This is a genomic window from Natronohydrobacter thiooxidans (assembly GCF_001884735.1).
Lineage (GTDB): Bacteria > Pseudomonadota > Alphaproteobacteria > Rhodobacterales > Rhodobacteraceae > Roseinatronobacter > Roseinatronobacter thiooxidans_A.
Window position 1 is genome coordinate 49316 of sequence record NZ_MJAP01000034.1, and the last position, 23067, is coordinate 72382.

20 protein-coding genes and 1 riboswitch are annotated in these 23067 nt (G+C 65.0%); of the genes, 18 read left to right on the plus strand and 2 right to left on the minus strand.

The window, feature by feature from the left end; translation table 11 throughout:
• The first annotated feature begins 2 nt into the window (after positions 1–2).
• From ftsL to mraY, 5 genes are all read left to right on the plus strand, one after another.
• Complete coding sequence (ftsL, locus tag BG457_RS14980; protein ID WP_071798127.1) at positions 3–383, plus strand: cell division protein FtsL; 381 nt, start codon at positions 3–5, stop codon at positions 381–383.
• The gene (locus BG457_RS14985) at positions 380–2161 is read left to right on the plus strand and encodes a peptidoglycan D,D-transpeptidase FtsI family protein (protein ID WP_071798130.1); all 1782 of its coding nucleotides are present in this window, start codon (positions 380–382) and stop codon (positions 2159–2161) included. The genes ftsL and BG457_RS14985 overlap by 4 nt, the downstream gene beginning before the upstream one ends.
• A gap of 72 nt (positions 2162–2233) precedes the next feature.
• On the plus strand, positions 2234–3709 hold the full coding sequence (locus BG457_RS14990; protein ID WP_071799202.1) for a UDP-N-acetylmuramoyl-L-alanyl-D-glutamate--2,6-diaminopimelate ligase: 1476 nt from the start codon (positions 2234–2236) through the stop codon (positions 3707–3709).
• The gene (locus tag BG457_RS14995) at positions 3706–5136 is read left to right on the plus strand and encodes a UDP-N-acetylmuramoyl-tripeptide--D-alanyl-D-alanine ligase (protein ID WP_071798132.1); all 1431 of its coding nucleotides are present in this window, start codon (positions 3706–3708) and stop codon (positions 5134–5136) included. Before BG457_RS14990 ends, BG457_RS14995 begins: the two co-directional genes overlap by 4 nt.
• Before the next feature lie 3 nt (positions 5137–5139).
• Positions 5140–6225 (plus strand): phospho-N-acetylmuramoyl-pentapeptide-transferase, encoded by a 1086-nt coding sequence (mraY, locus tag BG457_RS15000; protein WP_071798135.1) that lies wholly within the window; start codon positions 5140–5142, stop codon positions 6223–6225.
• Between the two features lie 60 nt (positions 6226–6285).
• Here the strand turns inward: mraY and BG457_RS15005 are convergent, their stop codons facing one another.
• Entirely contained in the window at positions 6286–7488 is a 1203-nt protein-coding gene (locus BG457_RS15005) for a pyridoxal phosphate-dependent aminotransferase (protein ID WP_071798138.1), read from the minus strand.
• 92 nt (positions 7489–7580) lie between these two features.
• Between BG457_RS15005 and BG457_RS15010 the strand changes: the two genes are divergently transcribed.
• From BG457_RS15010 to BG457_RS15020, 3 genes are all read left to right on the plus strand, one after another.
• Positions 7581–7982, plus strand: a complete 402-nt coding sequence (locus tag BG457_RS15010; protein WP_071798141.1) for a helix-turn-helix domain-containing protein — start codon at positions 7581–7583, stop codon at positions 7980–7982.
• A gap of 8 nt (positions 7983–7990) precedes the next feature.
• A complete protein-coding gene (locus tag BG457_RS15015) occupies positions 7991–8254 on the plus strand; it encodes an FAD assembly factor SdhE (protein ID WP_071799203.1) in 264 nt (87 codons plus the stop codon).
• Positions 8255–8320: 66 nt separating this feature from the next.
• Positions 8321–8830: a MarR family winged helix-turn-helix transcriptional regulator gene (locus BG457_RS15020; RefSeq protein ID WP_139257792.1), complete on the plus strand. Its 510-nt coding sequence runs from the start codon at positions 8321–8323 to the stop codon at positions 8828–8830.
• A gap of 83 nt (positions 8831–8913) precedes the next feature.
• On the opposite strand, the gene BG457_RS15025 is transcribed toward BG457_RS15020, so the two are convergent.
• Positions 8914–9933 (minus strand): amino acid ABC transporter substrate-binding protein, encoded by a 1020-nt coding sequence (locus tag BG457_RS15025; RefSeq protein ID WP_071798144.1) that lies wholly within the window; start codon positions 9931–9933, stop codon positions 8914–8916.
• 400 nt (positions 9934–10333) lie between these two features.
• On the opposite strand from BG457_RS15025, the gene BG457_RS15030 reads away from it, so the two are divergent.
• The 10 genes from BG457_RS15030 (at position 10334) to gcvP (ending at position 23009) form a co-directional block, all read left to right on the plus strand.
• Positions 10334–12871, plus strand: coding sequence for a putative PEP-binding protein (locus BG457_RS15030; RefSeq protein ID WP_071798147.1), 2538 nt, complete (start codon positions 10334–10336; stop codon positions 12869–12871).
• A gap of 172 nt (positions 12872–13043) precedes the next feature.
• Positions 13044–14117: a cell wall hydrolase gene (locus tag BG457_RS20610; protein ID WP_245771017.1), complete on the plus strand. Its 1074-nt coding sequence runs from the start codon at positions 13044–13046 to the stop codon at positions 14115–14117.
• Positions 14118–14259: 142 nt separating this feature from the next.
• Complete coding sequence (locus BG457_RS15040) at positions 14260–15180, plus strand: dihydroneopterin aldolase (RefSeq protein ID WP_071798150.1); 921 nt, start codon at positions 14260–14262, stop codon at positions 15178–15180.
• A 39-nt stretch (positions 15181–15219) separates the two neighbouring features.
• Positions 15220–16239 carry a dihydropteroate synthase gene (folP, locus tag BG457_RS15045; protein ID WP_071799206.1) on the plus strand — a complete coding sequence of 340 codons (1020 nt, stop codon included), beginning with the start codon at positions 15220–15222 and terminating at the stop codon, positions 16237–16239.
• On the plus strand, positions 16236–17579 hold the full coding sequence (gene glmM, locus BG457_RS15050; protein WP_071798153.1) for a phosphoglucosamine mutase: 1344 nt from the start codon (positions 16236–16238) through the stop codon (positions 17577–17579). Before folP ends, glmM begins: the two co-directional genes overlap by 4 nt.
• Positions 17580–17672: 93 nt before the next feature.
• Positions 17673–18053 (plus strand): hypothetical protein, encoded by a 381-nt coding sequence (locus BG457_RS15055; protein ID WP_139257794.1) that lies wholly within the window; start codon positions 17673–17675, stop codon positions 18051–18053.
• 44 nt (positions 18054–18097) lie between these two features.
• The gene (locus BG457_RS20645; protein WP_281249242.1) at positions 18098–18229 is read left to right on the plus strand and encodes a hypothetical protein; all 132 of its coding nucleotides are present in this window, start codon (positions 18098–18100) and stop codon (positions 18227–18229) included.
• Positions 18230–18316: 87 nt separating this feature from the next.
• Positions 18317–18407: riboswitch (glycine riboswitch) on the plus strand.
• A 147-nt stretch (positions 18408–18554) separates the two neighbouring features.
• Entirely contained in the window at positions 18555–19688 is a 1134-nt protein-coding gene (gcvT, locus tag BG457_RS15060; RefSeq protein WP_071798158.1) for a glycine cleavage system aminomethyltransferase GcvT, read from the plus strand.
• A gap of 12 nt (positions 19689–19700) precedes the next feature.
• Positions 19701–20060 (plus strand): glycine cleavage system protein GcvH, encoded by a 360-nt coding sequence (gene gcvH, locus BG457_RS15065; protein WP_071798160.1) that lies wholly within the window; start codon positions 19701–19703, stop codon positions 20058–20060.
• A 108-nt stretch (positions 20061–20168) separates the two neighbouring features.
• The gene (gene gcvP / locus BG457_RS15070; RefSeq protein ID WP_071798162.1) at positions 20169–23009 is read left to right on the plus strand and encodes an aminomethyl-transferring glycine dehydrogenase; all 2841 of its coding nucleotides are present in this window, start codon (positions 20169–20171) and stop codon (positions 23007–23009) included.
• The last annotated feature ends 58 nt before the right edge of the window (positions 23010–23067 follow it).

Consider the following 23067-nt stretch of genomic DNA (forward strand, 5'->3'; position numbering starts at 1 on the left):
GAATGAAAAGTCTGCTCTATCTCTGCACAGCCCTGGGGGTGATCGCGCTTGCGGCCTGGGCTTACCGCGAAAACCACCTGACACAGCAGGCGATGAACGAGCGCCGCGCGCTGGAGCGCGAGATCGCGCTTCTGAACGAGACCATCAGCATCCAGCGCGCCGAATGGGCCTATCTGAACCGCCCCGACCGGCTGCGCGAACTGGTGGATGTGAATTTCGAACAGTTGCGACTGGTCCCGGTCACTGGCGCGCATTTCGGCGAGATCGGCCAGATCGTCTATCCGCTGCCCGCCCCGCAGACCGAAATCTCTGATGCGATAGAGGTGTTCGGGGCTGTCGAGCATCTTTTCGCGCCCTCCGAGACCGTGGAGCAGACGCCATGATCCGCACCCCCCTGCGCCCGCTGGCGCGCGTCCTCAAAGCCCGCGCCTCAGGGCAGGATCCCGATCAGATCGAACAGGAAAACCTGCGCCTGCGCCGCGAGGTTGCCCGCGACACCGCGCGCATCCGCGCCGAAGGCCGCCTATTGGCTCTGGCCCTGCTGTTTCTGTCGGCTTTCGTCGTGCTGGGCGCGCGCATGGGGCTTCTCGCGGCCACCACGCCCTTGGAACTGTCGCGCGGGGTGCTGGAAGACATCTCGGGCGCGCGCGCCGATATCGTTGACCGCCACGGGCGGGTTCTGGCCACCAATCTGGCGACCCATGCGCTCTATGCCGAAACCCGGCGGATGGTGGATCCGGTGCGCGCCGCGCAGGAACTGGCGCGGATCTTCCCCGATATCGACGGCGCGCGCATGGCCGAGCGCTTCACCGACAAAAATCGCCGCTTCATCTGGATCCGCACGCGGCTGTCGCCCGAACAGATGCAGGCCGTCCATGATATCGGCGAGCCGGGCCTTCTGTTCGGCCCGCGCGAGATGCGTCTCTATCCCAATGGCCGCATGGCCGCGCATGTTCTGGGCGGCGCCAGTTTCGGCCAGCAAGGCGTGCGCGCCGCCGAAGTGATCGGCGTGGCCGGTGTCGAGCTTTTCTTCGAGGACCGCCTGCGCGATCTGGCGCAGGTGGACCAACCACTGCAACTCTCGCTCGATCTGACCGTGCAATCGGCTGTGACCGAAGTGCTTGAGGGCGGCAAACGCATGCTGAACGCACGCGGCGCCACGGCCGTTCTGATGGATGTGCATACGGGCGAAGTGATCAGCCTCGTCTCGCTGCCCGATTTCGACCCCAATAACCGCCCGCCGCCGCCCACCGAGGGCGAACCGGCAGACAGCCCCCTCTTCAACCGCGCGGTGCAGGGCTATTACGAGCTTGGCTCGGTCATGAAGACCTTTGCCGTGGCGCAAGGGCTCGACAGCGGGCGCGTGACGCCCGGCTCTATCATCGACACGCGCGGGCCGCTGACCTTCGGGCGGTTCCGTATCCGGGATTTCCGCAACTACGGCCCGCAGCTTTCGGTCAAGGATGTGATGGTCAAATCCTCTAATATCGGCACAGCGCGGATCATGCAGCCGATCGGGGCCACAGCGCAGCGCGAATTTCTGGATCGTTTCGGCTTCCTCGAACCCATGCCGCTGGAACTGGCCGAGGCCGCGCGCGCCCGCCCGCTCCTGCCCGCGCGCTGGTCCGAACTGTCGGTGATGACCATTTCCTACGGCCATGGCCTCTCCACCAGCCCGCTGGCGCTTGCCGCAGGCTATGCGACGCTGGTCAATGGCGGGCGCAGGGTCACGCCCACGCTCCTGCGGCAGGATCAGGTGCAGCCGGGCGAGCAGGTGATCGCCCCGCGCACATCCGATCAGATCCGGCTGATGCTGCATCAGGTGGTGCAGGAAGGCACGGCCTCTTTCGCGCGCATTCCCGGCTATCCGGTGGGCGGCAAGACCGGCTCTGCCGACAAGCCCAACCCGCGCGGGGGCGGCTACAAGAAAGATGCCGTGCTTGCGACCTTTGCCAGCGTCTTTCCCGCGCATGAGCCGCGTTTCGTGCTGGTGGTCACACTGGACGAGCCGGTGGACACGACCGGGCCAGAGCCGCGCCGGACCGCTGGCTGGACGGCTGTGCCGGTTTCCGCCGAAATCACCCGGCGCGTGGCCCCGCTGCTGGGGCTGCGCCCGGTCTCTCTGGATATTGCCAATGCCAGCTTCCAACAGGGGCATTGAAGCGGGTTGCAGTTCCGGGGTAACAGGCTCAGCAACTGACCTGCCCGCAAGGAGTGCCTGCGCGTGACCGATTTGCCCCCCCGTCCGCTCTCGGCGCTCGGCCTCAGCCCGTCACGGGGCGCGAATGTGACTGTCACCGGCATCGCCATCGACAGCCGCCAGGTGCGCGAGGGCGCGCTTTTTGCCGCCCTTCCGGGCTCGCGCGTGCATGGGGGCGAATTCATCCAATACGCCCTGCGCATGGGGGCGGCAGCGATCCTGACCGACCGCGAAGGGGCAGAGATCGCCTCGGAGGTGCTGACCGGCGCCTCTGCCGCGCTGGTCCTCGCCGAAGATCCGCGCGCGGCCCTTGCCGGGGCGGCGGCGCTCTGGTTCGGGGCGCAGCCTGCGACCATGGTTGCGGTGACGGGCACCAATGGCAAGACTTCGGTGGCGAGTTTCACCCGCCAGATCTGGGCGCAACTGGGCCATGAGGCCGCCAATATCGGCACGACCGGGATCGAAGGCGCGTTTTCCGCGCCGCTGGCCCATACCACGCCCGACCAGATCACCCTGCATCGTCTGCTGGCCGAAATGGCACAGGCGGGCGTGACCCATGCCGCGATGGAAGCCTCTTCCCACGGGCTCGATCAGCGGCGGCTGGACGGGGTGCGGCTGAAAGCGGCGGCATTCACCAATCTCAGTCAGGATCATCTGGACTATCACCTGACCATGGAGGCCTATCTCGCCGCCAAGGCGCAGCTTTTCGACCGCATTCTGCCCGATGACGGCGTGGCGGTGGTGAATATGGATGACCCGGCCGGGGCCGAGATCCTCGATATCGCCGAAGATCGCGGGCAGGGGACGCTGACCATCGGGCGGGATGAAGACTGCGACCTGCGCATTCTCAACCAGCGCTATGATGCGGCGGGCCAGACCCTGCGCTTTGCCTATGATGGACGGATCTATCAGGAACATCTGCCCCTGATCGGCGGGTTTCAGGCAGAGAATGTGCTCGCAGCCGTCGGGCTGGTTCTGGCCTGCGGCGAAGAGATGCGCGAAATCGCCATGCGCCTGCCGCGCCTCGAAGGGGTGCGCGGACGCATGCAGCTTGCCGGCACCCGCGCGAATGGCGCTCCGGTTTTCGTCGATTACGCCCATACCCCCGCCGCGCTGGAAGTGGCGCTTCAGGCGCTGCGCCCGCATGTCATGGGCCGCCTGATCGTGGTCTTCGGGGCCGGGGGCGACCGGGACAAGGGCAAGCGCCCCTTGATGGGCAAAGCAGCGGCAGAACACGCCGATGTTGTATATGTGACAGACGACAACCCGAGAACCGAGGATCCTGCCCGGATCCGTGTTGAAATATTGAAAGCCTGCCCCGGTGCCAACGAGGTTGCGGACCGCGCCGAGGCGATCCTGCGCGCGGTCGATGCGCTGGGGCCGGGGGATGCGCTCCTGATCGCGGGCAAGGGGCATGAGACCGGGCAGATCGTAGGCGATACAGTCTATCCGTTTGACGATGTGGAACAGGCCTCGGTTGCCATTGCCGCGCTGGAGGCCCGCGCATGACGCTCTGGACCGCCACCGACGCCGCCCGCGCCACAGGCGGCCAGTCCACCCGCGACTGGACCGCCAGCGGCATTTCCATCGACACCCGCAGCCTGCAGCCCGGTGATCTCTTCATCGCGCTCAAGGCCGCCCGCGACGGGCATGATTTCGTCGCGCAGGCCCTGGCGAAAGGGGCCGCTGCGGCGCTGGTCAGCCACCACCCCGATGATGTGGCCCCGGATGCGCCGCTGCTGATCGTGCCCGATGTGATGGACGCCCTGACCGCGCTCGGGGCGGCAGGCCGGGCACGGGCGGCCGCGCGTGTCGTCGCGGTGACAGGCTCGGTCGGCAAGACCTCGACCAAGGAAATGCTGCGCGAGATGCTGGCGGATTTCGGCACCACCCATGCCGCCGAGGCCAGTTTCAACAATCACTGGGGCGTGCCGGTCACATTGGCGCGGCTGGACCCGAAGGCCGATTTCGCCGTGATCGAGATCGGCATGAACCATCCCGGCGAGATCGAGCCGCTGGCCCGTCTCGCCCGCCCGCATGTCGCCCTGATCACGACCATCGCCCCCGCGCATCTCGAAGCCTTCGCGAATATCGAAGGCATCGCATATGAGAAAGCCAGCATCTTCAAGGGACTGGAGCGCGATGCTCATGCGATTTACCCCTGTGACCTGCCTACAAGCCCGATCCTGGCAGAGGCCGCGCAGGCCAGCGGCGCGACCTGCCTTGCCTTTGGCGAAACGGCAGAGGGCGTGCGCCTGCATGACATGACGCAATCCGACCTCGCGCTGGTGATGCGCGCGCAGATCGGCCAGACCCGCCTTGCCGTGCGCCTGCGCGACGCAGGCGCGCATTTCGGCATGAACGCGCTGGGCTGCCTTGCCGTGGCCGAGGCGCTGGGCCTTGATCTGCCGCGCGCGGCCCTCGCGCTGGGGCGCTGGCAGCCACCTGCCGGGCGCGGCATGCGCCAGACCATCACCCTCGATCCGGTCGAGGACCATCAGTTCACCCTGATCGACGACGCGTTCAACGCCAATCCCGCCTCGCTCAAGGCGGCGCTGGACATGCTTGCGCGCATGACACCGGGGCGCACCCAGGCGGCGCGCTCCGGGCGGCGCGTGGCGATCCTTGGCGATATGCTGGAACTCGGGCCAGAGGAGCTTGCCCTGCACGCCGCCATCGCGGATGACCCGGCGCTGGCCTCGGTCGATCTGGTCCATTGCGTCGGGCCCCGCATGGCCGCACTTCACGCGCGCCTGCCCCAGCGCAAGAAAGGGCGGCAGGTCGAGACCGCGGATGATCTGGCCACCATCGCGCATCAACTGGTCGCGCCGGGCGATATCGTGCTGGTCAAAGGGTCGAAATCAAGTTTCGTGTCGCGCATTGTCGACGGGTTGCGCAATCTCGACGCCGTGCAACCCCAGATCGAGGGAAAGTAACCTATGCTGTTCTGGCTAACCGAGCTCGCGGATGTCGTGCCGGGCTTCAATCTGTTTCGCTACATCACCTTCCGCGCCGGAGCAGCGTTTTTCACGGCGCTGATCTTCGGCTTCTATTTCGGGAAGCCGCTGATCAACCTGCTGCGCCGCCGCCAGACCAATGGCCAGCCGATTCGCGAGGACGGACCCGAAAGCCATCTGCTGACCAAGACCGGCACCCCGACCATGGGCGGGCTGCTGATCCTTTCGGCCCTGACGGTCGCGACATTGCTCTGGGCGCGGCTCGACAATGCCTATGTCTGGATCGTGCTCCTGGTGACAGTCGGCTTCGGCCTGATCGGTTTCGCGGATGATCTGGCCAAGGTCTCGAAGGGCAATGTCAAGGGCGTCTCGGCGCGGATGCGGCTTGCACTCGGCGCGGTGATCGGGCTCTGCGCCTCGGCGGCGGCCATGTATCTGCACCCGCCCACGCTGACCGGGCAGCTTGCGGTGCCCGTGTTCAAGGAAGTTCTGATCTATCTGGGTTGGTTCTTCATCCCGTTTGGGGCCTTCGTGATCCTTGGCGCGGCCAATTCCGTCAACCTGACCGATGGTCTGGACGGGCTGGCAATCATGCCGGTGATGATCGCGGCCAGCACTCTGGGGGTGATTGCCTATGCGGTCGGACGTGTGGATTTCACCTCTTATCTCGATGTGCATTACGTACCGGGGGCAGGGGAGCTTTTGATCTTCACCGCCGCGCTGGCAGGCGGGGGCTTGGGCTTCCTGTGGTATAACGCCCCGCCTGCGGCGGTGTTCATGGGCGATACCGGCTCGCTGGCGCTGGGCGGCGCGCTGGGGGCGATTGCGGTCGTGATCAAGCACGAGATCGTCCTGGCCATTGTCGGCGGCATCTTCGTGGTCGAGACGCTCTCGGTCGTGATTCAGGTGCTCTATTACAAGCGCACCGGAAAACGGGTCTTTCTGATGGCCCCGATCCATCATCATTTCGAGAAGAAGGGCTGGGCAGAGCCGCAGATCGTGATCCGCTTCTGGATCATCGCCTTGGTGCTGGCGCTGATCGGGCTGGCAACCCTCAAGGTCCGCTGACCGCGCGGGGGTAGGTAGGGTGCGTGCTCAGCACGCACCCTACGGCGCATTGGCCCCGGATCAGCGCAACCCGGCGCAGAAATCCTGAATCCGCGTGCAGGCTTCTTTCAGCGCCGCATCCGATGTCGCATAGCTGACCCGGAAACAGGGCGAAGTGCCGAAAGCCGCACCGAAGACCACGGCGACACCCTTTTCCTCCAGCAGCGCCGTGGCAAAGGCTTCATCATCCGCAATATGCGCCCCCCCCGCCGAGGTCTTGCCGATGCAGCCCGCAATCGAGGGATAGACGTAGAACGCCCCTTCCGGTACCGGGCATTCCACCCCTTCGGCGGCGTTCAGCATCTCGACCACCAGATCGCGGCGGCGCTGGAACAGCGCATTATTGGTCGCGATATAATCCTGCGGGCCGGTCAGCGCCTCGACCGCCGCCCATTGGCTGACCGAACAGGGGTTCGAGGTCGATTGCGACTGGATCTTGCCCATCGCCTTGATCAGCTCCACCGGGCCTGCCGCATAGCCGATGCGCCAGCCGGTCATGGCATAGGCTTTCGATACCCCGTTCACCGTCAGCGTGCGCTCGTAAAGCGCGGGTTCGACCTGCGCAGGCGTGCAGAATTTGAAATCATCATAGACAAGATGCTCATACATATCATCCGACATCACCCAGACATGGGGATGGCGTAACAGAACATCGGTCAGCCCTTTCAACTCGTCCCAGGTATAGCCCGCGCCGGTCGGGTTCGAGGGCGAGTTGAAGATCAGCCATTTGGTGCGCGGCGTGATCGCGGCCTCCAGCGCCTCGGGCGTCAGTTTATAGGCGGTCGCAGCGGTGGCTTCGGCAATCACCGGCTCGCCCCCGGCCAGCAGCACCATATCCGGGTAGCTGACCCAATAGGGGGCCGGGATCACCACTTCATCGCCCGCGTTCAGCGTGGCCATCAATGCGTTATACAGCACCTGCTTGCCGCCGGTGCCGATTGTCACCTGCGCGGGCGTGTAGTCCAGATCATTGTCGCGCTTGAGCTTGGCGCAGATCGCTTTCTTCAGTTCCGGAATGCCGTCAACAGCAGTGTATTTCGTTTTCCCGGCATCAATCGCCGCTTTTGCAGCCTCCTTGATGTTCTGCGGCGTGTCAAAATCAGGCTCACCGGCACCAAGGCCGATGACATCTTTGCCTGCGGCTTTCAACTCGGCGGCCTTCGTGGTCACTGCAATCGTGGGCGATGGTTTTACGCGGGACAGCGTGTCAGAGAGAAAGGCCATGAGGGAGAACTCCAGTTTGTATCTCGGGCGCGCTTTTCTTATGGTGGACCCAAGTGCCGTTCAAGCACAAACAAATCCCGAAAGGACGTGACATGATCGAAACAACCGAAGCGCAGGACTGGTACTCCGGGGAATACGCCACATTCGGCGATCGCCTGACCGCCGCGCGAGAGGCGCAGGGGTTAAGCACTTCCGAGCTTGCCCGCCGTCTTGGTGTGAAGCTGAAAACCATTCAGGCCTGGGAGAATGACACCTCCGAGCCGCGCGCCAACAAATTGCAGATGGTGGCGGGGCTGCTGAATGTCTCGATGCGCTGGCTGCTGACCGGCGAGGGCGAGGGGGTTTCCGAACCGGCCACCCCCGAAGAGATGGAAGCCGGCGCCAAGGCGCTCCTGCGCGATATTCAGCAGATGCGCCAACAGATGACCGCGCTTGCGATCCATATGGGCAAGGCCGAGAAGAGCCTGCGCACGATCCTGAAAGAGGCGTTCTGAGCATGGAGATGTCGGCGCAGGATGCGCGGCTGAAAAAACTGCGGATGCGGTCCTGGCGGCGGGGCATGAAGGAAATGGATCTCATCCTCGGCCCCTATGCCGATGCCGAACTCGACCGCTTCACGCCCGAAGCGCTGGACGCCTATGAGGCGCTTCTGGACGAGAATGATCAGGATCTGTATCTCTGGGTGACAGGCGCGGTCGTCTGTCGGCCCGAGCTTGCGCCGATGATCGCCCGGATCGCAGAGGCGGCGGGGCTACGCCGGGTCTAGAAAATGATCTGAAAATTAACCCGATTTTCGTCATTGGCCGTCATTCTTGCCAGAGATTTTGCAGGAATGGAGCAGTCTGTGACAGTTCAGCACAATATGGGCCTGCCGCTGCGGGGGGAATATCTGGCGCGCTATCTCGACAATCTCGCATTGCTGGAACGACTGCACCGCCTGCTTCTGGATGTCATCAAGGATGATTTCGAACGTCTGGGCATTGTCGATATCAACCCGGTGCAGGCACTGTTGCTGTTCAACATTTCCGATCACGAGGTGACGGCGGGCGAGTTGAAATCGCGCGGCTATTATCAGGGCTCGAATGTCTCCTACAATCTCAAGAAACTGGTGGAACTCGGCTATATGCATCACGAACGCTGTGCGGTGGACCGCCGCGCCGTCCGTGTCCGGCTGACCGATCAGGGCCAGCGCGTGCGCGAGCGCATCCTCGATCTCTTCGCGCGCCACGCGCTCAGGCTGCACGAAGAGGGGGTCATCGAATTCGCAGCGCTCGATGCCGTCGCGCGCACGCTCAAACGGATGGAACGCTTCTGGACCGATCAGATCCGCTATATCTACTGACCCCCGCCCACTTATCGCCAGCGCGCCAGGCCTTGCCCCGCCGATGCAGGGCAGCCGGATCGCGGCGCAGACAGGGTGCCGCCTCAGCGAAAGGGGGGCGAATACAGCAGCCCGCCCTGCGTCCAGGGCACATTCAGTCCGCGCGACATGCCGATCGGGGTCTGCTCGCCGATGGTGCTGGCAAACAACTCGCCGTAATTCCCGACGGTGGAGATGGCGCGCGCCGCCCAGTCATCGCTGATCCCCAGCATCGCCCCGAACCCGCCCTCGCTGCCCAGCAGACGCCGGATTTCAGGATGCGGGCTGTTGGTTTTCAGCTCTTCCAGATTGAGCGAGGTTATCCCGAGTTCCTCGGCGGCGATCAGCGCGAAAATGGTCCAGCGCACGATATCGGCCCAGGCGTCGTCGCCCGCACGCACTACCGGCCCCATCGGCTGCTTCGCCGTGACTTCCGGCAGGATCACATGCTCGCCGGGCTCGGCCAGACTGGCCTTGAGCGCGGAGAGCACTGCAATATCCGCAGTATAGGCGTCGCAGCCTCTCTCAAGATAGGTCGCCTTGCCGTGATCGGTATTTGCCACCGGGATATGGTCGAAGCGCAGCCCGTTGACCTGTGCATAATCCGACAGGCTCTGCGACGCCGTGGTGCCCTGCTCGGCACAGACCTTCGCAGCGTCCAGTTCCCTGACGGATGTGGCGCCGCTTGCCCGCGCCACCATGACCCTCTGCTCACCGTAATAGGCGGGTTCCACGAAAGAGACCGCGCCGCCGGCATTGCGCCGGAAGGTCCAGGTCTTGCTGCGTGCCAGCAGATCGACCTCACCATCGGCCAGAGCATCCAGATATGTCTCGGCACGCAGTTTCACGAAGGAGACGGCGTTGCGATCCCCCAGAATTGCCGCGGCCAGCGCGCGACACAGGCCCACATCGAAACCGTGCCAGTTCCCGTTTGCATCCTTTGCCGCGAAACCGGGTTGATGCTCATGTGTCCCGCAGATCAGTTCGCCACGCGCCTGCACCGTCTCCAGCGTTGTCTGCGCCACAACCGGCCCTGCCACGCAAAACGCGAGAGCAAGCGCCATGGTGAAACGCTGACATGTCATCGTGACCTCTCTGGCAGGGGTGCCACTTTGGCGATGTTTCGTGGCCCTGTACCACGCCGGGTTGCACAGGCTGCCCGAAACTGCGCCGAATTCAACCACGGGGTCAAGGGACGAATGTCCCCAAAGCCCGTCGGAAGAGTTCACAGTCACGGGGGGCGGCGGACCGGAAGGCCCGTCTACTGCCCGAAAACCGGCCCCGCTGCCTGCGCCTGCAGCGCTCTGCTCCGGGCGCTCCCGGACCCGCCCCGCCACAGCCCCGATGCAGACATGTGACGCCGCTTGCACGGCCTGTCGCCCGGCGATCCTGCCGGAATCGGATCTTGCCGGTCTCATCCGTAACAAATCCTTGAGTTCGCGGCCTATCTGCCTATGCTGCGCCGCAGCCAGAAAGTCACCCGTCATGCCGAAATACCTCACGCTCACCGATTACGCCCAGATCACCGGTTCCGCGCCGATCAAGCGCGAGACCCATGGCTGGCGCGCAAAATGCCTGCAGCGGCTGGTGCGGATGGATATGCCCGTGCCGCAGACGATTGCGCTCTCCTTCGGTGTGGTGCGCGAAATCGCGACCGGCGCGCAGATGAACCTGCGCCATCTTCTGGGGCATTTCCCGCAAGACCAGTTGCTTTCGGTGCGCCCGAGTGCCGAGCATCCGCAATGGGGCGGGCCTGCCGCGATCCTGAATATCGGCATGAATGACGAGAAACACGCCCAGATCAGCGCCGCGCATGGCGAACCTGTGGCGACCGCGCTCTATCTGCGGTTCGTGCAATCCTATGCCGAACATGTCGCGCATCTCGACCCGGATATGTTCGACGCGCCCGATCCCTGCCTGCCCGCGCTGCAGGCGGCGCTGCGCGATTACGAGATGGAGATGGAAGAACCTTTCCCTCAATCGCCCGCGCAGCAGCTTGCCGATGTGCTGCGCTCGATGGCGCGCGCCTGGGAGGGCACCTCTGCGCGCCTGTTGCGGCAGGCCAAGGGCGCCCCAGCCGATGCCGGGCTGGGTCTGGTGGTGCAGGCCATGGCGGGCGGGATGGGCACAGGCTTCAGCGGCGCCGGGCTGATCCGTTTCATCGATGCCGAAACCGGTGCGCCCACCGTTGCGGGCCGGTTCAAGACTCAGGGCATCAATGGCATGGACGCCATGCAGAACGGGCAGGACACGCTCTTTATGGCCCGCGATCCGCGTGGCCCCTCGCTGGAAGAACATTGCCCCGAGGCCTATGCCGAACTGCTGCAGCACGGGGCCCGCTCCCGCGAGCGCTTGCGCGAGGAAATGGAAATCGAGTTCACGCTTGATAACGGCAAGCTCTGGGTGCTGGATGCGGTGACCGTGCCGCGCTCGTCGCGGGCTTCGGTGCGGGTGGCGGTCGATCTGGCCAATGACGGCTTCATCGAGCGCGATGAGGCCCTGATGCGCATCGCGCCCAAGGCCCTGAGCGAAATGCTGCACCGGCAGGTTGATCCGCAGGCCCGCGCCGAGGTTTTCGTGCGCGGCATCGCTGCCAGTCCCGGCGCCGCCATCGGGCGGATCGTGTTTTCCTCGACCGCCGCGCAGGCCTGTGCCGCGCGCGACGAGCCCTGTATCCTTGTGCGCCGCGAGACCACGCCGGAAGATATCCGCGGCATGCATTCCGCCCATGCCGTGCTGACCGAGCGCGGCGGCATGACCAGCCATGCGGCGGTGATCGGGCGCGGGCTTGGCGTGCCCTGCGTCGTGGGCGCCTCGCGCATGGAGATTGATGAGCGCCGCAAGACATTGCGCGCGGGCAGCCATGTGCTGCAGGAAGGCGACATGCTGACCGTCGATGGCACCAACGGCCTTGTACTGATCGGAGAGGTCGCGCTGCTGGAGCCCGCCTTGGACGACCGTTTCGCCACGCTGCTCGACTGGGCCGATGCACGGCGCGATATCGGCATCCGCGCCAATGCCGACACCCCCGCCGATGCCCGCCTTGCGCGCGAGTTCAAGGCGCAGGGGATCGGCCTGTGCCGCACCGAGCATATGTTCTTCGAGGATGACCGCCTGACCCTGATGCGCGAGATGATCTTCGCGGATACGCCCGAGGATCGCTCTGATGCGCTGGAACGTCTCTTGCCGATGCAGCGCGCCGATTTCCGCGAATTGTTCGAGATCATGCAGGGCCAGCCGGTCTGCATCCGCCTCTTTGACCCGCCGCTGCACGAATTTCTGCCCCATTCCAAGGAAGGGCTGCGCTTTCTCGCGGATGCGCTGAACAAGCCCCTGTCGGAAATCACCCGCCGCGCCGAGGCCCTGTCCGAGTTCAACCCGATGCTGGGCATGCGCGGCGTGCGTCTGGGCGTCACGATCCCCGAGATCTACGAAATGCAGGCGCGGGCGATTTTCGAGGCCACGGCGGAACTGGCGCGTCAGGCAACGCCGGTGGTGCCCGAAGTGATGATCCCGCTGGTCTCGGCCATGCGCGAGGTCGAACTGATCAAATCGCGGATCGATGCGGTCGCGGCCATGGTGCGCTCGAAACAGGGGATGGATTTCAGCTACCGGATCGGCGTCATGGTCGAGACACCGCGCGCCGCACTCCGGGCAGGGGATATCGCGCTGCATGCCTCGTTTCTGTCCTTCGGCACGAATGACCTGACCCAGATGACCTATGGCCTGTCGCGCGACGATGCCGGGCGCTTCATGTCGGATTACGTCCAGCAAGGCGTCTTCCCCGAAGACCCGTTCCATGTGCTCGATCTCGACGGGGTGGGCGAGTTGCTGGAACTGGGGGCAGGGCGCGGGCGGCGCTCACGAAGTGACCTTACATTGTCGATCTGTGGCGAGCATGGCGGCAACCCGGAATCGATTCGTTTCTGCCGGGCGCTGGGCTTCGATTATGTCTCCTGCTCGCCTTTCCGCGTGCCCGTCGCGCGTCTGGCGGCGGCCCAGCTTGCCATCGAGGATCAGTAACGAACCGTCTGGTTTCACAGTAATTTTACTGCCCAAAAAACCGGCTGTCCTGAGCGGATAAGCGGCATTCCCCGCCGTTTCTGGACCTTTTGGTCATTTTCGGCTATGCGTCTGCCGCTGAAACTGACCGGAACTTTGGGAAATGGTCGCGCATCGCGCCGCCATATAATGCATGATTGTTCGTATTCAGGAACTGGCCGCAGCGACACCTGCGCGGGTGAAACGCTTCGCGACCCGGCAGACGCGGGCGCTCGGGCGCGTGCGGCCCGGCGCATTGGCGCGGCGCAAAAGCCTGACCTTCTCGACCATCTGCACCATGGCAGCACTTGTGGCTCTGCCCAGCGTCGGCTCGCGGCTGGAAGATGCCACGCTTCATTCCGAAGCCCGCGCAAGGCTGGTCATGGCCTCGCTGCAGGACACGAACCCGGCCCATCGCAACAGGCTGATGGTTGATCTGCCCGCGACCGAGGACGCGCGCCTTGCAGCACTGACACCAGAATCCCCGGTCCCGACCGCCACAGCATTCGGCGTCATCCTCCAATCCCCTCAGGCGGCGGCCCCGATCGCGCCGCCCGTGCCGCTCACACTGGACAGCACGGCCGAGGCAATGCCAGAGAACCCGCTGCGCTACTCGCTGCACCCGATGGCGCGGCCATCCGAGGCGACGGTTCAGGATGCAGCAGGGACCGAAACGCGCCTCTCCACCCAAGGCGCCCTCGCTGCGCCCGTGGCTCTGACCCCCCCGACCCATGCGCCGCTCGCCTCGCTGCGCCCGGCGGCACGCCCCGCCAGCATGAACCGGCGCACAGTGCAATATAGCCGCAACTGGCTGCGCTCCGTGCCGCTCCGCGATCTGACCGAGCAGGAAGCCTGCCTCGCAACCGCCATCTATCACGAGGCGCGCGGCGAGAGCATCAGAGGCCAGTTCGCCGTGGCCGAGGTGATCGTCAACCGCGCCGCCTCGCGCAATTTTCCCAATTCGATCTGCGGCGTCGTGTATCAGGGCGCGCGGGGCCAGCGCGGGGGCTGCCAGTTCAGCTTTGCCTGCGATGGCCGCCCCGAGACCATGCCCAACCGCAATGCCGCCAACAAGGCCCGGCGCATCGCCATGCTGATGTCCGAGGGCGCATTCAGCCGCCTGACCGAGGGCGCGCTCTATTTCCACACAACCGCCGTCCGTCCCGGCTGGTCGCAGCGTTTCACGCAAACCTCGCAGATCGGCGCGCATCTCTTCTATCGCGGCTGATCGCGTCATCACCCTGTCTTTCCGCCCGGATACTCCCGCGCATGTCGTAACTCGGGGACATGCAGGCGCAATCGTGACTTGCGACCCCCTTCTGAGGGGGTAAAAGCAATCCCGCAGAGGCAAGGACAGGAAAGGCCCGCGCATGACGTCTGATATCCGCCTGGCTTTTGCCCATCCCGAAGCCCGCGCCGAGGCTTCGGCCGGTGCAAATCCGCGTGACCGGATCAGCCTGCGCGATCATGTCGTCGAGGTCGAGATCGGCGCCTTTCAGGCCGAACGCGGCGTGCGCCAGCGCCTGCGCTTCAATGTGGTGGTAGAGGTACGCCCGCATCCCGCGCCGCTGGAAGATGATGTGGACCGTATCCTTTCCTATGACCGCATCACCGAGGCGATTGCCGCCGAACTCTCCGCCGAACGGCTGAACCTGCTGGAAACACTGGCCGAACGCGTGGCCGAGCGCATCCTGCAAGAGCCGCAATCCATGCGCGCCTTCGTGCGGATCGAGAAACTGGACCGTGGCCCCGGTGCGCTGGGGGTCGAGATCATGCGCAGCCGCGCCTCCCAGCCGCTGCGCAAACTGGATGACAGCGGCGAGGAACAGGCGGTGCACCCGCTGGTGATCTATCTCGACAATGCGATGATCGACGCGCCCGATCTGGCCGCGCGTCTCGATGCGTTCCAGTCCGAAGGGGCGCCAGTGATCCTCTGTGTCGGCATGCCACCGCAGCCCGTGGCCGAGACCGGCCACCGCGCCACCCAGCGCCGGATTGATCTTCTGGCCATCGAGCAGAACGCCTGGCGCCTCGCCTCGCTCGATCCGCGCTGCGTGGTGGTGGCCAGCCGGACCGAAATCGACTGGGCGATGAAACACGGGCAGATGATCGTCTGGGCGCCTTCAAAGCTGATCCTCGATTCCACCGACAGCCCGGATGCCGCGGCGCGCGATGGTCTGGCGCTGGCGCTGTGGCTGGCCGAACATGTGGCCGCGCGCGAATTGCGCCTGCCCGAAGGGCTGTCCGTGCCCCCCGGCAGCCATGTGCCGCAAAGCTGGCTCGCACGCTGAGACTTGCGCCCCGCGCCCGCTTTCGGCATGGAAGCGGGCATGATTTACCGACTGCCACATCTCACTTCCGCCGCGCTGGCCGCGCCCGAATACCCACCCTTGCGGGGGCAGCAGGGCCTGCGCATCGCCGCGGTGGAAGAACGCACCCGCGACGGCGCGCGTAGCCTGCGCCCATTCGACCCCGCGCAGGATCAGGGGCTGGTGCAATTGCCCGCGCCGCTTTGCGGTCTCGACTGGACGCGCCCCCGGATCATGGGCATCCTGAATGTCACGCCTGACAGTTTCTCCGATGGTGGCAGATTCAAGGGGTTTGACGCCGCGCGCCGCCATGCCGCGCATCTGGTGGGTGAGGGCGCGGATATTCTCGATATCGGCGGCGAGTCCACGCGCCCCGGCGCGATTGAGGTGCCCATTGACGAGGAAATCGCCCGCACCGCCCCGCTGATTCGCGCCCTGCGCGCCGATGGGCTGCGCGCCGTGATCTCGATCGACACCCGCAAAGCCGCCGTCGCCGCCGCCGCGATCGAGTCCGGGGCCGATTTCGTGAATGATGTTTCAGCCCTGACATGGGACCGTGACATGGGCCGTGTCGTGGCGGAAGCGGGCGTGCCGCTCTGCCTGATGCATGCGCAGGGCACGCCGCAGACCATGCAGCTCAATCCGCAATATTCTGATGTGACTCTCGATGTTTACGACTGGCTGGCCGCGGCAAGACTGCGCGCCCTGCAGGCCGGAATTGCGCCCGAGCGGCTGATCCTCGATCCCGGCATCGGTTTTGGCAAGACGCTTGAGCATAATCTCGCCCTGATGCAGCGCCTGGGGATGTTGCATGATCTGGGCTGTGTTATCCTTCTGGGCGCATCACGCAAACGCTTCATCGGCACGGTCAGCGGCGTTGAAGTTGCGGCCGCACGCATGGCCGGATCGCTGGCGGTGGCGCTGCACGGGGCCGCACAGGGCGCGCAGATCCTGCGCGTGCATGATGTCGCCGAAACACGACAGGCGCTTGCCCTCTGGCAGGCCCTCAATACAAGAACAGATGAGAGGTCGCAGCAATGACACGCAAGCTTTTCGGCACGGACGGGGTGCGCGGAACCGCAAATACCCACCCCATGACGGCGGAAATGGCCCTGCGCCTTGGCGCGGCGGCAGGCCGTCACTTCCGCCGCAACGGCTCGAACGAACATCGCGTGGTGATCGGCAAGGACACGCGGCTCTCGGGCTATATGTTCGAAAACGCCCTGACCGCCGGGCTGACCTCGACCGGCATGAATGTGCTGCTGCTGGGGCCGGTGCCCACGCCTGCGGTGGGGTTTCTCACCCGCTCGATGCGCGCCGATCTGGGCATCATGATCTCCGCCAGCCATAACGCGCATCAGGATAACGGGATCAAGTTCTTCGGCCCCGACGGGTTCAAACTGTCCGATGCCGATGAAGCCGCGATTGAAGCGATTGTCGCGGGCGAGATCGTGCCCGCGCAACCTGCCAATATCGGTCGTGCCAAACGGATCGAGGCCGCGGGCGGGCGCTATGTGGAATATGCCAAGACGACGCTTGCGCGCGGCACGCAGCTTGGCGGGCTGAAGATCGTGCTCGATTGCGCCAATGGCGCGGCGCATCGCGTCGCACCACAGCTTTTGTGGGAGCTTGGCGCGGATGTGGTGGCCATCGGGGTCAGCCCGAACGGCACGAATATCAATCTCGATTGCGGCTCGACCCATCCGCGTACCTGCGCGGCCAAGGTACTGGAAACCGGCGCGGATCTGGGGATCACGCTGGATGGCGACGCAGATCGCGTGATCCTGATCGACGAACGCGGCCAGATTGCCGATGGCGATCAGCTCATGGCCCTCTTCGCCCGCCGCTTCGCCGAGGCCCAGATGCTGCGCGAGGGCGTGCTGGTGGCCACGATCATGTCCAATCTGGGGCTGGAGCGCTATCTGGACGAGAACGGCATGCGCATGGAGCGCACAGCCGTCGGCGACCGCTATGTGGTCGAACGCATGCGGCAGGGTGGCTGGAATCTGGGCGGCGAGCAATCGGGCCATATCGTGATGACCGATTACGCGACCACGGGCGACGGGCTGATCGCGGCGCTGCAGTTTCTAGCGGCGATGATCGAGACCGGCAAACCCGCCTCGATGCTGGCGCGGTCGTTTGAGCCTGTGCCGCAGATGCTGAAGAATCTGCGCTACGCGCCGGGGGTGGATCTGCTGTCGAAAGCCGAAGTGCAGACCGTGATTGAGGATGCGAAAGCCCGGCTTGACGGGCGCGGGCGGCTTCTGATCCGCAAATCCGGCACCGAACCCTTGGTGCGGGTCATGGCGGAATGCGAGGATGAGGGGCTTCTGGCCGAGATCGTGAACGGCATCATCGCCGAGATGGAAGCCGTGGCCTGAACCGCGCAGAACCCGGACAGACCGGATTTTTCGCTCAGCGGGTCGCTGTTGCTGTGATATCCTGTGCAACATCATCTGCACAGGAGGTTGAACATGCGTCTTACTCCCGTTGTTGTTGCCGCAGCCCTCGCGATGTCCTCCGCGGCCAGTGCCGGTCCGACAGTGGGGCTTGGTCTGTCGTTTTCCTTCGGCTCGGGCACGGTTGATACAGGTGTCGGGATCCGGGTCTTCTCGAACAACAAGCGCAATCGTGCGGTCGGCTCGGCCGGGCTGGATTACATGTTTGGCAGCCAGAGCATGCGCGGAACCATCGGCGCCGGATATCTGACCAGGAACCTCTATGGCGGGTTGGATCTCGGATTTGATTTCGGCACCGGTGATTTCAATTTCGGCCCGAGCCTCGGTGTGACGCGGAGCACGCGCCGCGCCGCGCCGCCACCGCCTGCCGCAGCGCCGCCCTCGGGTCTAGAGTAAATCCTGTGCTTCTCGATTGCATGTGAACAGGTGACTGACCGGCCATGTCGGGCCGCGCCTTTGCACCGCGATTTCCGTGGCGTCCTGTGGTGCGGGTGATGGCGGAATGCGAGGATGAGGGGCTTCTGGCCGAGATCGTGAACGGGATCATCGCCGAGATGGAAGCGGTCGCGTGATCTTGTAGGGTGCGTGCTTTCGCACGCACCTCAGGCGCGTCAGATGGGGTCTTGCCATCGCCCCCCTTTTTCCGCTAGCACAGCATACAGCAGGATACGGGAGACACTGACGCGCGCGTCAGGGCCGAAGGAGCAACCGCCCCGGTAAACTCTCAGGCAAAAGGACCGGTCCTGACGACAGACTCTGGAGAGAGGCGCAAACGCGCCCGCCGAAGGGATAGCGATCTCAGGCGCAAGGGACAGAGGGGGCATGATCCGCGGGGGCATCTCCCGCATATGACATGAACCCCTTGGGCCAGCGCCCGACCCAGCGAGAGGCTGTCCGATGCCCGATCCCGACCTGAAGCGCACCATCCTGCATCCGTTGCATGTCGCACTTGGTGCGAAACTCGTGCCCTTCGCGGGCTATGAGATGCCGGTGCAATACCCGATGGGCGTGATGAAGGAACATCTGCACACCCGCGCTAGCGCGGGCCTTTTCGATGTCAGCCATATGGGGCAGGTGATCCTGCGCCCGAAGACCGGCATGGCGGCGCTTGAACTGGGGCTGGAAGCGCTGATGCCGGTCGCCGTGCAGGGCCTGCAAGAGGGGCGGCAGCGCTACGGGCTCTTCACCAATGTCGCGGGCGGCATCCTCGATGATCTGATGTTCGCCAATCGCGGCGATCATATCCTGATCGTGGTCAATGCCGCCTGCAAACATGCCGATATCGCCCATATGCGCGCGCATCTGGCGGAGGTGGCCGAGGTCGAGCCCGTCACCGACCGCGCGCTTCTGGCGCTGCAGGGGCCAGAGGCGGAAGCGGTGCTGGCAGGGCTTGTGCCGCAAGTGCGCGCCATGCGCTTCATGGACGTGATCACAGTGGACACGCTCTATGGCGCGCTCTGGATTTCGCGCTCGGGCTATACTGGCGAGGACGGTTTCGAGATTTCCCTGCCCGAAGCGCGCGCCGAGGATTTCGCGCGCACGCTTCTCGCGCATGAGGCCGTCGCGCCCATCGGGCTTGGCGCGCGCGACAGTCTGCGGCTGGAAGCGGGGCTGTGCCTCTATGGCCATGACATTGACGAAGAGACCACGCCGGTTGCGGCGGGTCTCTCCTGGGCGATCCAGAAGCCGCGCAGGGCAGGGGGCGCACGCGAAGGCGGTTTCCCCGGCGCCGCGCAGATCCTTGCTGAGCTCGAAACAGGCGCGCAAAAGCAGCGCGTCGGTCTGCGCCCGGAGGGCCGCGCACCGATGCGCGAAGGGGTCATCCTCTGGGACGCGCCCGAGGGCGGACAGGCCATAGGCCGGATCACCTCGGGCGGCTTCGGCCCTTCGGTCGAAGCCCCGGTCGCCATGGGCTACCTGCCCGCTGCCATGGCCGCGCCCGGCACCCGCCTCTGGGGAGAGTTGCGCGGCAAGCGCCTGCCCGCTACCGTCTGCACATTGCCGTTTCGTCCATCCACCTACAAACGCTGAGGAGCGTTGAGCATGAGATACACCGAAGAACATGAATGGCTGCGCGTCGAGGGCGATGTCGTGGTCGTGGGCATCACCGAACATGCCGCCGAGCAGCTGGGCGATGTGGTCTTTGTCGAACTGCCCGAGATCGAGGCCATGGTCGCGAAGGGCGATGAGGTCTGCGTGATCGAATCGGTCAAGGCGGCCTCGGATATTCTCGCGCCCGTGGATGGCGAGATTGTCGCGGTGAATGAGGCGCTGAGTGACACGCCGGGGCTGGTCAATGAAGACCCGCAGGGCGATGCGTGGTTCTTCAAGATGAAGCTCGATGATCTCTCGGTGCTCGACGAATTCATGACCGAGGATGAATACAAGGACTTTCTGGGCTGACCGGTCCCAAAGGGGGCCGCAGAACTGCCGCCCCACCCACCCACCCGCGTCAGTGCTGCGGCCCCCGCGCGCGCTGATGGTCGCCTGTTTTCAATGAGGTTGCGCCAGATGGCTTTCACGCCCACCGACTACAATCCCTATGATTTCGCCAATCGCCGCCATATCGGCCCGACGCCCGAAGAAATGGCCGGGATGCTGGAAGCGGTCGGCTGTGACACATTGGAGCAATTGATCGACCAGACCATCCCGGCCGATCTGCGTCAGGCCGATGCGCTGACCTGGGCGCCCCTGTCCGAAGGCGAGTTGCTGGCCAAACTGCGCGCGGTGGGCGCGAAGAACAAGGTCATGACCAGCCTGATCGGGCAGGGCTATTACGGCACGGTCACACCGCCCGCGATCCAGCGCAATATTTTCGAGAACCCGGCCTGGTACACCGCCTATACCCCCTATCAGCCCGAGATTGCCCAAGGACGGCTGGAGGCGCTTCTGAACTTCCAGACCATGGTCGCCGATCTGACCGGGCTGCCGGTCGCCAATGCCTCGCTTCTCGATGAGGCCACAGCCTGCGCCGAGGCGATGGTCATGGCGCAGCGCGTCGCCAAGTCGAAAATGAAAGCCTTTTTCATCGACGAGAACTGCCATCCGCAGAATATCGCCGTCATGCAGACCCGCGCCGCCCCCCTTGGGATCGAGGTCATCGTCGCCGCCCCCGAGACGCTGCAGGCCGATCAGGTCTTCGGCGCGATCTTCCAGTATCCCGGCACCTATGGCAAGCTGCGCGATTTCACGGGTCAGATCACGGATCTGCATGCGGCCAAGGCTGTTGCCATCATGGCGACGGACCTTCTGGCGCTGACGCTGATCAGGGAACCGGGCGCGATGGGCGCGGATATCGCCGTGGGCTCCGCCCAGCGCTTCGGCGTGCCGATGGGCTATGGCGGCCCGCATGCCGCCTTCATGTCCTGCCGCGATGAGTACAAGCGCTCGATGCCGGGGCGGATCGTGGGCGTCAGCATCGATGCGCGCGGCAACAAGGCGTACCGGCTCTCGCTGCAGACCCGCGAACAGCATATCCGGCGCGAGAAGGCGACTTCGAATGTCTGCACCGCGCAGGCGCTGCTGGCGGTCATGGCCTCGATGTATGCCGTCTTCCACGGTCCCAAGGGCCTGCGCGCGATTGCCGAGCGGGTGCATTTCCACACCGAACGGCTCTATCACGCGCTGCGCGCCGCAGGCGCGAAAGTGGTGGTGAAGGATTTCTTCGATACGATCACGGTCGAGGTTGGTGTCGGGCAGGCCGGTATTCTGGCCGCCGCCCGCGCCGAGGGGCTGAATTTCCGCAAGATCGGGGCCAGCCATGTCGGCATTTCGCTCGATGAGACCACCGACGATCAGGTGCTCCTGCGCGTGTTGCGCACCTTCGGGATCGATGGCGCACCACCCCATCGCGGGCGGCTGGGCTTCTCCGAGACCTTCCTGCGCCAGTCGGATTATCTGACCCATCCGATTTTCCACATGAACCGCGCCGAGACCGAGATGATGCGCTATATGCGCCGCCTGTCCGACCGCGATCTGGCACTCGACCGCGCCATGATCCCGCTGGGATCCTGCACAATGAAGCTCAATGCCGCGGCCGAGATGATCCCGCTCTCATGGCCCGCTTTCGCCTCGCTCCACCCGTTCTGCCCGCCCGATCAGGCGCAGGGCTATGCCGAGGCGATCCATGATCTGGGCGCGAAACTCTGCGAGATCACCGGCTATGACGCCATGTCGATGCAGCCCAATTCCGGCGCGCAGGGGGAATATGCGGGGCTGCTGACGATTCAGGCCTATCACCGCGCGCGCGGGCAGGGGCATCGCGATATCTGCCTGATCCCCACATCCGCGCATGGCACCAACCCGGCTTCGGCGCAGATGTGCGGCATGCAGGTGGTGGTCGTGAAATCCAGCGCCAATGGCGATGTCGATCTCGACGATTTCCGCGAGAAAGCCGCTCAGGCGGGCGACCGGCTGGCGGCCTGCATGATCACCTATCCCTCGACGCATGGCGTGTTTGAAGAAACCGTGCGCGAGGTCTGCCGCATCACCCATGACCATGGCGGGCAGGTCTATATCGACGGTGCGAACCTGAACGCGATGGTGGGGCTCGTGAAACCCGGCGAAATCGGCGGCGATGTGTCCCACCTGAACCTGCACAAGACCTTCGCGATCCCGCATGGCGGCGGCGGTCCCGGCATGGGGCCGATCGGCGTCAAGGCGCATCTGGCGCCCTTCCTGCCGGGGCACCCCCAGACCGGCGGGGCCGAGGGGCCGGTTTCGGCAGCGCCCTACGGGTCGGCCTCGATCCTGCTGATCTCATGGGCCTATTGCCTGATGATGGGCGGGCCGGGGCTGACGCAGGCCACGAAAGTCGCGATCCTGAACGCCAATTACATCGCGGCGCGGTTGCGGGGGGCGTATCCGATCCTCTTCATGGGCAACAAGGGCCGCGTCGCGCATGAATGCATTCTGGACACGCGCCCCTTTGCGGAAGCCGGGGTCACGGTCGACGATATCGCCAAGCGCCTGATCGATAACGGCTTTCATGCCCCGACCATGAGCTGGCCCGTCGCGGGCACGCTGATGGTGGAACCGACGGAATCGGAAACCAAGGTCGAGATCGACCGTTTCATCACCGCGCTTCTGGCCATCCGCGCGGAAATCGCGGCGGTCGAGCAGGGCGAGATCACTGCAGAAGCGAGCCCCCTGCGCCATGCGCCGCACACGGTCGAGGATCTCGTGGCCGACTGGGACCGGGCCTATACGCGCGAAGCGGGCTGTTTCCCGCCGGGCAGTTTCCGGGGCGACAAATACTGGCCGCCGGTCGGGCGCGTGGACAATGTTTACGGCGACCGCAATCTGGTCTGCACCTGCCCGCCGGTGGAAAGCTATCTCGACGCGGCGGAATAGCCACTGCGCGCGGGCAGGGGGAACCTGCCCGCGCTTGCACCCCGGCGCGAGGATCGCG

Coding starts and splice junctions, on each gene's coding strand:
- BG457_RS15055 (WP_139257794.1), top strand. CDS start 17,673: ATGCGTCTTACTCCCGTTGTTGTTGCCGCAGCCCTCGCGATGTCCTCC.
- BG457_RS15025 (WP_071798144.1), bottom strand. CDS start 9,933: ATGACATGTCAGCGTTTCACCATGGCGCTTGCTCTCGCGTTTTGCGTG.
- BG457_RS15030 (WP_071798147.1), top strand. CDS start 10,334: ATGCCGAAATACCTCACGCTCACCGATTACGCCCAGATCACCGGTTCC.
- BG457_RS20645 (WP_281249242.1), top strand. CDS start 18,098: ATGTCGGGCCGCGCCTTTGCACCGCGATTTCCGTGGCGTCCTGTGGTG.
- BG457_RS14985 (WP_071798130.1), top strand. CDS start 380: ATGATCCGCACCCCCCTGCGCCCGCTGGCGCGCGTCCTCAAAGCCCGC.
- BG457_RS20610 (WP_245771017.1), top strand. CDS start 13,044: ATGATTGTTCGTATTCAGGAACTGGCCGCAGCGACACCTGCGCGGGTG.
- gcvH (WP_071798160.1), top strand. CDS start 19,701: ATGAGATACACCGAAGAACATGAATGGCTGCGCGTCGAGGGCGATGTC.
- gcvP (WP_071798162.1), top strand. CDS start 20,169: ATGGCTTTCACGCCCACCGACTACAATCCCTATGATTTCGCCAATCGC.
- gcvT (WP_071798158.1), top strand. CDS start 18,555: ATGCCCGATCCCGACCTGAAGCGCACCATCCTGCATCCGTTGCATGTC.
- BG457_RS15015 (WP_071799203.1), top strand. CDS start 7,991: ATGTCGGCGCAGGATGCGCGGCTGAAAAAACTGCGGATGCGGTCCTGG.
- mraY (WP_071798135.1), top strand. CDS start 5,140: ATGCTGTTCTGGCTAACCGAGCTCGCGGATGTCGTGCCGGGCTTCAAT.
- folP (WP_071799206.1), top strand. CDS start 15,220: ATGATTTACCGACTGCCACATCTCACTTCCGCCGCGCTGGCCGCGCCC.
- BG457_RS14995 (WP_071798132.1), top strand. CDS start 3,706: ATGACGCTCTGGACCGCCACCGACGCCGCCCGCGCCACAGGCGGCCAG.
- glmM (WP_071798153.1), top strand. CDS start 16,236: ATGACACGCAAGCTTTTCGGCACGGACGGGGTGCGCGGAACCGCAAAT.
- BG457_RS15020 (WP_139257792.1), top strand. CDS start 8,321: ATGGAGCAGTCTGTGACAGTTCAGCACAATATGGGCCTGCCGCTGCGG.
- ftsL (WP_071798127.1), top strand. CDS start 3: ATGAAAAGTCTGCTCTATCTCTGCACAGCCCTGGGGGTGATCGCGCTT.
- BG457_RS15010 (WP_071798141.1), top strand. CDS start 7,581: ATGATCGAAACAACCGAAGCGCAGGACTGGTACTCCGGGGAATACGCC.
- BG457_RS15040 (WP_071798150.1), top strand. CDS start 14,260: ATGACGTCTGATATCCGCCTGGCTTTTGCCCATCCCGAAGCCCGCGCC.
- BG457_RS15005 (WP_071798138.1), bottom strand. CDS start 7,488: ATGGCCTTTCTCTCTGACACGCTGTCCCGCGTAAAACCATCGCCCACG.